At 71.5% G+C, this 10,986-nt stretch carries 10 protein-coding genes; 4 read left to right on the top strand and 6 right to left on the bottom strand.

Going from position 1 to position 10,986, the window contains the following annotated elements; all coding sequences use genetic code 11:
- The coding region (locus E1298_RS37260) for a substrate-binding domain-containing protein (protein WP_207945070.1) at positions 1–904 on the top strand (904 nt) is incomplete at its 5' end.
- A 143-nt stretch (positions 905–1,047) separates the two neighbouring features.
- Here E1298_RS37260 and E1298_RS37255 read toward each other — a convergent pair.
- From E1298_RS37255 to E1298_RS37235, 5 genes are all read right to left on the bottom strand, one after another.
- Positions 1,048–2,061, bottom strand: coding sequence for an alpha/beta fold hydrolase (locus tag E1298_RS37255; protein ID WP_131901860.1), 1,014 nt, complete (start codon positions 2,059–2,061; stop codon positions 1,048–1,050).
- A 118-nt stretch (positions 2,062–2,179) separates the two neighbouring features.
- On the bottom strand, positions 2,180–3,427 hold the full coding sequence (gene fmdA, locus E1298_RS37250) for a formamidase (protein WP_131901858.1): 1,248 nt from the start codon (positions 3,425–3,427) through the stop codon (positions 2,180–2,182).
- A 29-nt stretch (positions 3,428–3,456) separates the two neighbouring features.
- Positions 3,457–4,083 (bottom strand): AmiS/UreI family transporter, encoded by a 627-nt coding sequence (locus E1298_RS37245; RefSeq protein WP_131901856.1) that lies wholly within the window; start codon positions 4,081–4,083, stop codon positions 3,457–3,459.
- Positions 4,084–4,098: 15 nt separating this feature from the next.
- Positions 4,099–4,395, bottom strand: coding sequence for an FmdB family zinc ribbon protein (locus tag E1298_RS37240; protein WP_131901854.1), 297 nt, complete (start codon positions 4,393–4,395; stop codon positions 4,099–4,101).
- Positions 4,396–4,536: 141 nt separating this feature from the next.
- Positions 4,537–5,622: a substrate-binding domain-containing protein gene (locus tag E1298_RS37235; protein ID WP_243726040.1), complete on the bottom strand. Its 1,086-nt coding sequence runs from the start codon at positions 5,620–5,622 to the stop codon at positions 4,537–4,539.
- 87 nt (positions 5,623–5,709) lie between these two features.
- On the opposite strand from E1298_RS37235, the gene E1298_RS37230 reads away from it, so the two are divergent.
- From E1298_RS37230 to E1298_RS37220, 3 genes are all read left to right on the top strand, one after another.
- Positions 5,710–6,147, top strand: coding sequence for a MarR family winged helix-turn-helix transcriptional regulator (locus tag E1298_RS37230; RefSeq protein WP_131901850.1), 438 nt, complete (start codon positions 5,710–5,712; stop codon positions 6,145–6,147).
- Positions 6,148–6,246: 99 nt separating this feature from the next.
- Positions 6,247–6,618, top strand: a complete 372-nt coding sequence (locus E1298_RS37225; protein WP_131901848.1) for a CU044_2847 family protein — start codon at positions 6,247–6,249, stop codon at positions 6,616–6,618.
- Positions 6,619–6,633: 15 nt separating this feature from the next.
- Positions 6,634–10,263 carry a trypsin-like peptidase domain-containing protein gene (locus E1298_RS37220; RefSeq protein ID WP_131901846.1) on the top strand — a complete coding sequence of 1,210 codons (3,630 nt, stop codon included), beginning with the start codon at positions 6,634–6,636 and terminating at the stop codon, positions 10,261–10,263.
- Between the two features lie 9 nt (positions 10,264–10,272).
- Here E1298_RS37220 and E1298_RS37215 read toward each other — a convergent pair.
- A partial coding sequence (locus tag E1298_RS37215; RefSeq protein WP_131901844.1) for an N-acetylmuramoyl-L-alanine amidase occupies positions 10,273–10,986 on the bottom strand: 714 nt, incomplete at its 5' end.

Here is a 10,986-nt window from a genome sequence, read left to right as displayed (position 1 = left end):
GGCGGGCGGGAGCGCGTCGCCCGAGGAGGGCGCCGTGTGCTTCAGCGGGACGCTCCGGCTGGTCGGCTCCACCGCCTTCGAACGGACCGCCGACGTCCTGCGGCGCGGCTACGAGGCCCGGTGCCCGGACGCCGACGTCGAGGTGAGGTCCGTCGGCTCCAACGAGGGGACGCGCGCGCTCACCACCGGCAACGCCGCCTCGACGATCGCGATGCACGACGGGCACCTCCGGCCGGACTCCGACGAGATCCGGATCCGGGGCTTCCGCGGGCTCCCGGTCGCGCCGGTCGCGTTCGCCGTCATCGTCCACAAGGGCACGGGTGTGACGGGCCTGTCCGTCCGGGACCTGCGGTCCATCTACGCCCGCGGCGGCGGCCCCACGAGCTGGAAGCAGCTGAGGGGCGGCGCCGACCTGCCGATCCGGCTGGTCAGCAGGACCGAGGGCTCGGGCACCCGGACGATCTTCGAAGAGCGGGTGCTCAGCGAGCCCGAGCCGGAGCTGTCGTCCAGGGACTGCCGGCGCAAGGACGAGATCCGCGCCGCCCTGCGCACCATCCGCTGCGAGCGCAGCAGCCAGGGACAGATCCTCGACACGGTCAACGCGGTGCCCGGCGCGATCGGCTACGCCGAGCTGCACGTCGCCGCGGACACGCGCCGCTACCCCAACGTGCGCGTGCTCGCGCTGGACGGCAGGAGGCCCGGCGCCGCGGCGGCGATGGACCATTACCCGTTCGCCGCTCCGGAGGTCTTCTACACCTACGGGCTGCCGCCCAACAACAGCCCGGCTTCGGCGTTCCTCACCTTCCTCTCCGGCGGCGCGGCCAGGAAGCTCCTCCAGCAGGCGGGCTCGTCACCCTGCCTCACGGCGGACGCGCAGGTCGCCGCCCCCTGCCAGACCACCTGACTTCCAGGGACGTCCCGGCCGCCGCGAACCGTCCTGGCCGCCGGAAACGTCCCGGCCGCCGCGAACCGTCCTGGCCGCCGGAAACGTCCCGGCCGCCGCGAACCGTCCTGGCCGCCGGAAACGTCCCGGCCGCCGCGAACCGCTCAGGAGGAGAGGAGCTCGCGGAGCCCGGCGTCGATGAAGGCGGTGTCCTCGGGGTTCTGCCCGCCTCCGGCGAAGTGGCCCCAGACGCCCGGGATGACCCGCACCTCCCCGTTGGCGATGTGCTGGACGGCCCACTTCTCGTCCTCGGGCGGGAAGTACAGGTCCTTCTCCGCCGGCATGATCAGCGCGCGGGCCCGGATCGACGCCAGCGCCGCCACGGTGTCGCCGTCGAACCCCGGAGTGCGTCCGACGTCGGCGTTCTGCCAGGTCCACAGCATGGTCAGCAGGTTGTTGGCGTCGCGGTCGTCCAGGAAGAACCCCTCCCAGAAGCCGACGAGGAAGTCCTCCAGAGAGGTGAAGCCCATCTGGCGGTAGACGTGGTCCCAGTAGAACGCCTGGGAGAAGCCCCAGCCCGCGTACACCCGGGCGGCGGCGCGCAGCCCGGTGACCGGTGGCGTTTCGTACCAGCCGTTCGCGAAGGCCGCGTCGGCCGTCAGCGCCGCCTTGACGCTTTCCAGGAACACGAAGTTGTGCGGGCTGGTCTTGCTCGATCCGCAGAACGGCGCGATGCGCTCCACCATCTCGGGATGGCTGACCGCCCACTGGTAGGTCTGGCCCGCGCCCATCGACCACCCGGTGACCAGCGGCAGCCGCTCGATGCCGAACCGCTCGGTCACCAGCCGGTGCTGGGCCGCCACGTTGTCGTACATGGTGACGTCGGGGAACCGAGCCCGGTCGTAGGGCGGCGGGGTGTTGCTCGGCGAGCTGGACAGCCCGTTGCCCAGCATGTTCGGGACGATGATGAAGTAGCGGTCCGGGTCGAGCGCCATGCCCGGGCCGATCAGCCACTCGTTCTCCCAGTGCCGTCCGGAGTACCACGTCGGGTACACGATCGCGTTGCCGCGGTCGGGCGCCAGCGTTCCGTAGGTCTTGTAGGCGAGCCGGGCACCGCGCAGCGTCGCGCCGTGCTGGAGCGTGAAGTCGCCCAGCTCGAAGGTCTCGTGGTCGGTCACTGGTTTCCCCCTTGGCCGGCGGCGCGGCGGCCCGGCCCGTCCGCCGCGGGCCGGGCGAGGTGCCACGGTCGCACGGGCACGGGCCGCCGCACGCTCATTGTCTGGACGAGACGGCTGGTCAGGACGAGACGGCGCACTGCCCGCGGTCGGCGCGGCGGGGGCCCTCGGACGTCGGACGGATGTCGAAGTCGAAGATCGCGGTGGGCAGGTACAGCGAGCAGCAGGCGTTGGGGATGTCGACCACGCCGCTGACCCGGCCCTCGATCGGCGCGGCGCCGAGCAGCAGGTACGCCTGCTCGCCGCTGTAGCCGAAGGTCTTGAGGTACTCGATCGCGTTGAGGCAGGCGTTGCGGTAGGCGAGCGTCGCGTCGTTGTAGTGGTTGGTGTCGGTGCCGTGGTCGACGGAGATCCCGATGAACGACACGAACTCGGTGTAGCGCGGCTCGACGTTGCCGGGCATGAAGATCGGGTTGGTGGTCACGCCGTACTTCTCCATGCCGCCCTTGATCAGGTCGACGTGGAAGTCGATGTAGCCGCCCATCTCGATGGCGCCGCAGAACGTGATCTCGCCGTCGCCCTGGCTGAAGTGCAGGTCACCGCCCGACAGCAGCCCGCCGTCCACGAACACCGGGTAGAACACGCGCGCGCCCCGGGTGAAGTTCTTGATGTCGTGGTTGCCGCCGTTCTCGCGGGGCGGGACGGTGCGGGCGCCCTCGCGTCCGACCACGGCCAGCTCGTCCCCCGAGAGCGTCCCGGCCAGCACGCCCTCCCCCAGCGGAGGCAGCGCCAGCGGCGGCACCCGGCCGGGGTCGGTGTCGATCAGCGCCTGCTCCCGGCGGTTCCAGCGGGCCAGCAGTTCGGGGGACGGCGCCGTCCCGAACAGGCCGGGGTGGGTGATGCCGGTGAAGCGCACCCCGGGGATGTGCCGGGACGTGGCCTGCTGGCCGTGGAAGTCCCAGATCGCCTTGTAGGCGTCGGGATAGTAGTCGGTGAGGAATCCGCCGCCGTTCTGCTTGGCGAAGATCCCCGTGTATCCCCAGCCCTGGCCGGGCTTCGGGCCGCTCTCCTGCGGCACCGGGCCGATGTCGAGGATGTCGACGACGAGCAGGTCGCCCGGCTCGGCGCCCTCCACAGCGATGGGGCCGCTCAGCATGTGGCAGGGGGACAGGTCGACGTCCCGCACGTCGTTCGCGGAGTCGTTGTTGCCGATCTGGCCGTCGGTCCACTCCCGGCACTCCACCCGGAACTCCGATCCGGGCCGTACCGACGCCGCGGCGGGGATGCCGGGGTGCCACCGGTTGTGGCCGGGGTGGGACTGATCGCGCATGGACCGGGCCTGGTCGACGCTGAACACGACTTCGGGCATCTGTGCCTCCGTAACAGTGATGGAACCGCTTATCGAGGTGACGGGGTCTCCGCGGGACGGCCGGCCGCCCCCTGCGGCCGGGTGAGGATCCACAGGCCGGCGAAGATCACGACGGCGCAGGCGCCGATGACGACGGCGAACCAGGCCGCGGTGGTGTAGTTGTCGGTGAGCAGCAGGAACGCGGGAAGCGTCGTGGTGCCCAAGGCGTTCGCGAGGGTCACCCATCCGGTGTAGCGGGTGTACTCCCCGCGCTTGAGTCCGAGGACGACGAAGAACAGGAACCACAGGAACGACCAGCAGAGCCAGATGACCCCGAACGGGTAGTCCTCGACGTCGAAGAAGTTGATCGCCGAGAACACCAGCGCCGCCCCCGACACGAACAGCGAGAACCAGCCGACCCCCGTGCTGTCGAGCCCGGCCAGCCCCCCGATGCCGACGTACAGGTAGGTGAACCCGAACAGGTAGATTCCGGACGCCGCGGTGATCAGCGCCAGATCGTCCCCCGCCCGGACCAGCAGGATCGTCGGGAGCACCACCTGCATGGCGCCCACGAAGAGGTTGAAGACGGCCGCCGAGCGCGCGTCGACGCGTCCGAGCAGCATCACCGCGTTCACGAACAGCACGGCGCCGACGTAGAGCAGGCCCACGCTTCCCATGTCCGGCCCCTCCCGTCAGGGCCGCGGCAGCAGCGCGTGGCGCGGATCGGACGGCGCCGCGGGCCGGGGCCGTTCCAGGGGCCCGGGCCCCGCCGCCGGACGGGACACGACCCTCGGCTCGTGCGCGCTGGCGTTCGACGCGTCCAGTGCCCGGGTCAGCGGATTCCCCGGACGGGTGAGCGACGGCGCGGTGAACACCCGCCGCGCGGCGGCGCCGCACTCCCCGCAGGGCCGTTCGGCGGCCCCCTCCCCCATCGGCAGTGCGAGGTCGAAGGGACCGCAGCCGGAGCAGCGGTATCGGTACGTCACCATGACGGGCCTCCCAAATCACTTACTTTCCACAGAAACTATTTCCTGGTGAAGAATCCGTCAATGCCAAGGCCAGGCAAACTTCGAAGTGACCGCCATAGGCCGTGCGGCACAGCGGAATCGGCGCCCCAGGAGCCCGGCGGGCTAGAGGCGGTGGATGACGTCGAACTCCAGGCCGTCCGCAGCGGCGAGGAACACCCGCTGCCGCAGATGCCGGTCGCGCATCTCGACGGGCCCGCGCGGGCCGTCGTAGCCGAGGCCGTCCGACAGCTCGCGCATGCGCCGCACGTCCAGGCTCTGCGCCCGGCGGGCGAGCTCGGTGAACAGCCGCACACCCTCGTAGCAGGACTCGCCGAGGCTGTTCAGGACGGGCGCGTCCGCCCCGAACCGGCTGTGGTAGCGGGTACCGAAGTCGAGGCTGTCGGCGGTGGGCAGCGACTCGAAGTACCCCGCCGCCGCGAACAGCCCGCGCGTGCTGTCGGCGCCGGTCGCCAGCAGCATGTTCTCGTCCATCAGCGGGCTGAACCTGATCCGGTCCTCGTCGAGCCCGGCGCGCGCGAACGCCCGGTTGAACGCCACCGCGTCGTCGCCGACCAGCAGCATCAGCACCCCGTCGCAGCCGCTGCGCGCCAGCCGCCGCAGCACGCCGCCGAAGTCCTGGGTGCCGAGCCCGACGAAGAACTCCGCGCACAGCTCGCCGCCGAGATCGTCGATGTAGGACCGGATCGCCCGCGCCGACCGCCGCGGCCACACGTAGTCGTCGCCGACGATCGCCCACCGCCGCACGCCCAGCTCGGAGGCGAACCAGGCCAGCGCCGGACGCAGCTGGCGTCCCGGCGTCTCCCCGGTGAGGAACACCCACGGGGCACGCTCGCCGCCCTCGTACAGCGGCGTGTAGACGTAGGGCACCCGTCCCGCGATACGCGGCGCGACCACCTCGCGCACCGCCGAGATGTGCCACCCGGTCACGGCCTGGACGGTCCCGGCCGCGACCAGCGCGCCGACCTCGTCGGCCACCTGCTCCGGAGGGGCGCCGCCGTCCACCGGCACCAGCCGCACCTCACGGCCGAGGACGCCGTGCTCGCGGTTGACCTCTTCGACGGCGAGCTGGGCGCACAGCTCGCAGGACGGCCCGAAGATGCCCGCGGGCCCCTGGAGCGGCACCACGAGCGCGACGGTGAGCGTCCCCGCCGGTCTCGACCGCGGCGGAGGCGGGCTGTATTCAGCCAAGGGGCCGACCGATGAGACCATCGCTGGGACCGCTAAAGTGGTTGGAAGATGAATAATTCGTGTGTGAACGGTACTCTGTGGACACCCATGGAGGCAACAAAGACCGCGAAGCGCGAGCGAGACCTCACCCAACTGCTCACGCTGGTGGAGCGACGTGTGGTGTCACGGCTGTCCGCGGCGCTGACCGCGGGCGACTGCTCGATCGACGAGTGGCGCGTCCTGTCACTGCTGGCCGACGGGCGCGGCCACGCGATGACCGAGATAGCCGACTACGCGATGCTCCCGCCCCCCACCCTCACCAAGCTGATCGACCGCATGGTGTCGTCCAACCGCGTCTACCGCCGGGTCGACGACACCGACCGGCGCCGCGTCCTGGTGTTCCTCACCCCCCGCGGCCGCGAGAAGCACACCGCCCTCTCGGCCGTGGTGGACGACGAGTCGAACCGGCTGGCCGCCGCCGTGGGCCCCGAGGAGACCGCCCTCCTGAGCGCACTGCTCACCCGCATAGCCGCCCGCCTGACCTGACCCTTGGCCAAAAGGGGTCATATTCCAAAGTCAGCGGCGCGCAGCGAACGGGCCGTGCGATAAGAATTGCGGGGGGTTCGGGGCGAAGGGGGAGCATCAGTGGCGAGTTTGACCTTTCCCGTGAAGGTGGGCACGTCCACCGTGCTGGTCGAGGCCGTCCCGGCGGTGGGCACCGAGCCGACCTCCAGAGCCGGGGACGCGGCCGAGCATCTGCTGAACGCCTTCGCCCGCGCCCAGGAGGCCATCGTGGACGTCGCGTCCTCGACGGCGGCGATGATCGACGCGACGGCGCGCCGCGCGGCCGCGCCCCAGGCGCTCGAAGTCGAGTTCGGGCTGAAGTTCTCCGCCAAGGGGAACGTCATCATGGCCGGGGCCTCCGGGGAGGCCACGCTGAAGGTGAAGCTCACTTACGAGCGCACCGCCCGTGACGAGCCGCCCGCTGAGGAAGACGCCGAAGAGGACGGGCTGTAGCGCCGGGGCGCGGCGATGAGCGACCTCGTGTCCCCGAGCGTCCCCGGCTTCCTGGGCCGGGTGCTGAACGCCCGCGCGGAGCCGATCGGCACGTGCTTCCAGGTCGTGCCCGGTGTCCTGGTGACCGCCTTCCACGTCCTGGACGATCTCGACGGCGGACGTGTCGGCGCGGAGGTCCGGACCGACGCCCTGTCCGGCGGGCTCGCGCCGGCCCCCGGCGAGGTGCTGGCCGTCGCGCCGGACCGGGACCTCGGGGTGCTGCGCCGCGCGGAGCCGCTGGGAGACGTGGTGCCGGGGCTGGCGTCGAGGGGCAGCGTCCGATTGCAGACGGAGGCGTACCTGGTCGGCGTGCCCCAGCTTGAGGATCCCGGGCATGAGCACCGGTACCTGACCGCCACGGGTGCGTGGAGAGGGCCGACCGAGCGCGACGGGATCGAGGTGGGGCGCTTCGAGTCCGTCTCGGTGCTGCCCGGAATGAGCGGCGCGCCGCTGCTCAGGATCAGCGACGGCGTGGTGCTCGGCGTCGTCACCGGCCGCTACATCAGCGGCGGCTTCTCGATGCGCGACTCGGTGTGGGTCACCCACGCCTCCGATGTCGCCGAGGTGCTGAGCAGCGTGCCCGGCGTCACGCTGCACCGCGAGCTGGTCTTCGAGTCGGGGCGGGCGAGCACCGTGCTGGCGACTGCTGCCGCCGGCCCGCGTCCCCCGTCCGACCCGGTGGGCCTGCACGAGGCCGCGACGGTGGCCGCGGCAGTCCTGGTCCCGCTCGACGCGTCCTGCCGTGGATCGGGTGCGCTGGCGGACGCGGTGAACTGGCTGAGCGTCCAGACCGCCTTGGCGGACGGCCGCGGCGTCGACGGCGCCCGCGCCCTGCGCGACCGCCTGCTCTCGCGCGGGCTCGACCCTCGCGTGCTGCTCCCGGGCCTGCCCGGCCACGCGGAGGCGGTCGAGCGGTGGATCTCACCCGGACCGGGATTCCCGGACGATCCCGACGAGGCCAGGGCGACACTGGCGACGTTCGTCCGCGTCCTGACCGGCCAGCTCGACAAGGACCTGTTCACGAACATCACGCGGGAATGCCGGCACCACCTGGGGAATGCCCTCTCCGGTGACCGCTCGGTTCCGACGCTCAGGTTCCTCGACGCGCTATCTGGGCGCCTCCCGGAGCCCATCTCGACGTCGACCGAGGTCGTCCTCCCCGAGACCGCCCCCTCCGCGGGCTCCACACGGGTGGCGGACGAGGAGGGACAGAGGCTCGACGGCCCGCGCCGCCACACGCTGAACGCCGCGGCGCGGCACATGTGCACGCTTCCCGCGGCGGATCCGCTCTTCGCGGGAAGACGCGACCTCGTCTCCAAGATCGGGGACGCGATCATGGACGCCATGGCCGAGCGGCGGTCCGCCATCGCGTTCCTGTCCGGACGGCCCGGCGTTGGGACGTCGGAGGTGGCGGTGGCGGTCGCCAGGAACCTGGCCGCCACGTTCCGCGGCGGCGCCTTCTACGTGAACCTGCACGGGCTGGACCCCGAGGCGCGCCGCAGCCCCCGAACCGTGGTCCGCGTCGTCGCCGAGGCCCTCGGCGACGATCTCGGAGGCGGCGCCATGGACGACGCCGAGGCGTTCGACCGGTTCGCCGCCCATCTGGACGGCGAGCGCGTCCTCCTCGTCCTCGATGACGCGCGGGACGCCGCGCACGTCGCGCCCCTCACGCGGCAGGCGCCGTCCTGCGCACTGATCGTGACGTCCCGGGACCGCCTGCAGGAGTACTCCGATGCCGATCTCCGGTTCGTGGTCGAGCCCCTGGAGAGAGCGGACTCCGTCCAGATCCTGCGGACCTACGCCCAGGACAGGGAGCACGACCCGGGAGACCTGGCGGAGATCGCGGCGCTGTGCGACGACGTGCCGCTGGCGCTGCGGATGATCGGCTCCCGGATCGCCGCGGACCCGCGCCTCGACGTCTCCCGTCTGCGCCGCGCCCTGGAGCACGAGCTGACCCGCCTCGACTACATGGACGCGGGGGCACGGCCGGTCCGGGCGGCGATCGGGCTCAGCTACGCCGTCCTGCGCCCCAACGCGCGCCGCACGCTGCGCCTCATGTCGGCCTTCCCCGGCTCGACGGTCACCGCGACGTCGCTGGCGCACTGCGCTGAGACCGACCGGTTCCGCCAGGAACTCGTCCTCAACCGGCTCACCGACCACAATCTCGCCTGGTACGCGACGGTCCCCGACCATCCCGACCCACCGCGGGCGCGCTTCAGCCTCTTCGAGCTGATCCGGCTCTTCGCCGCGGAGCGGCTGGAGGAGGACGAGGCCCCTGACGCCATCCGGGACTTCCGGCTCCGCGCGATCCGCTACCTGCGGGACCGCCTCATCGAGATCAACGACCAGGTGGCGGAGGCCGACGTCTCCGGGGAGCTCGACCCGGCCCCCTTCCACGCCGCCGAGCGCGTCGCGGAGGAGCTGGCGGAGCTGGACATCGCGAGCGACCTGGCGCTGAACCTGTGGACGCTGTACTCGGCCCGCCGCGAGGTCGACGGCGTCGTCGCCCTCAACACCGTCCGCGTCGGGCTCTTCCTCAAGCGCGGGCAGCCGGAGAAGGCGGCGAACGCCGCTCTCGACAACGCCGAGGGCCTGCGCGGCATGGACGCCGCCGAGCAGGCCGCGGCCTCCTGCCGCGAGGCCGTCCGCATCGGCGACGCCTATGCCCTGCCGCAGATCGTCCCCCGGGCCGAGTTCAAGCTGAGCCTGATCCTCAGCGACCAGGAACGGTGGCGGGACGCGCTCGACGCCGGGGAACGGGCCGCCGAAGCCTTCCGTGAACTCGGCCACCTGAACTCGACCATGGCGGCGGCGGTCAACAACGCCCGCCTGGCACGCCGCCTCGCCGACCACGCCAAGGCCCTCCACTGGGCGGAGTCCGCCGCGCGCCGCGCACGACAGATCGGCGACGAAAAGCGCCAGGCGAACGCCGCCTTCGTGATCGCGGACGCCTCGTCCGCCCTGGGCGACCACAGCGCGGCGCTGGAGGCGAGCCTGACGGCCGAACGCCTCAGCGAGAAGGGCGAGCACTTCTGGAACGCCTCCGTCGCGGCCAGCCGTGCCGCGCGGGCGGCCCTCCACTTCGGCGACATGAGAACGACCCAGGCATGCTACGACCGGTCGTTCGCCCACATGGAAAAGTCGGGCGACGAGCGCGCCGCGACCCAACTGGCGGAGCTCCTCATCGACTTCAGCGCCGTCCAGGTGGCCGAGCGGGACAACACCGCGGCCCTCGCCACGCTCGAACGGGCGACGGAGAAGGCGGCGGACGCGTCCGTCCCGCCCCTCCTGCGACGCGAGGCGAGGGTCCGATTGGCGGCCCTCCGGACCTTCGTCGAGCAGGCGTCCCCTCAAGACGACGAACCGGACGTGCCACCCGAACCCGAGACCGGCAAGGCGGAGGAACCGTCCGATCCCGTTCTCGACAACGTGCTGAGACTTCTCGAAGCCTCGCGATCCGGTGCCGTCGTCGATCCCGAGCACATGTGGCCGGAGGTCTTCCGGCTGCTCGAACAGGAGACCCGGAACCCCGGCGCGAACGCCGCCTGGTGGCTCATCGAGACACTCGGCCAGGAAGCGGACCCGCCCCTGGCCCTGGGCTCCTGACCGCCGGATTCACCCGAGGTAGTGCTCGAAGCCCCTGGCCAGAGAGTCGGCCATGCGCTGCCGGAACGAGGCACTGGACATCTTGGCCGCGTCCCCGGGATTGGGCATGTTGCCGCATTCAAGGAACACGATCGGAACCGTGGACAGATTCAGCCCACCGAGATCGCCACGCCGATCCAGCCCGGCTCGTCCCACATAACTGGCGTACGGAATGCCGGTGCCAGAACGGTAAGCGTCCCGAATGGCCTCGCCCAGCCGAGCGGACGCGGCGACGATTCCGGTGTTCTTCCCCACCGGAAGCGGCTCGATCACGTGGAAACCGTGCCCGGACGCGGCGGCGCCGTCACCATGGAGCGACAGCACGGCATCGGCCTTCGCCCGGTTCCCGATAGCGGCCCGCTCGTTGACGCACGGCCCAACGCCCCGATCGTCCTCCCGGGTCAATGTGACCTTCGCGCCCTCCCCCCGCAGCACCTTCGCCAGCCGGTTGGCCAGATCCCAGGTAAAGGCATGCTCGCTGTACCCCGCGGCGGTACTGGTCCCGGTCGTGTTGCACGCCTTGTACCCGTTGCCGATGAACACCTTCTTATTGATCTCGTCCGGGCGCCCGGCGTTCCCTCCGTTATGCCCAGGATCGACCACGATCACCTTGCCCCTCAACACAGGCGCCCCCCGAGAAGAACTGACACTCTGCTCCCCGCCAGAAACCGCCCCATCACCACC

The organism is Actinomadura rubrisoli, from assembly GCF_004349215.1.
Lineage (GTDB): Bacteria > Actinomycetota > Actinomycetes > Streptosporangiales > Streptosporangiaceae > Spirillospora > Spirillospora rubrisoli.
The sequence above is the reverse complement of the archived record's forward strand: the minus strand, read 5'-3'. Positions and strand labels throughout refer to the sequence as shown.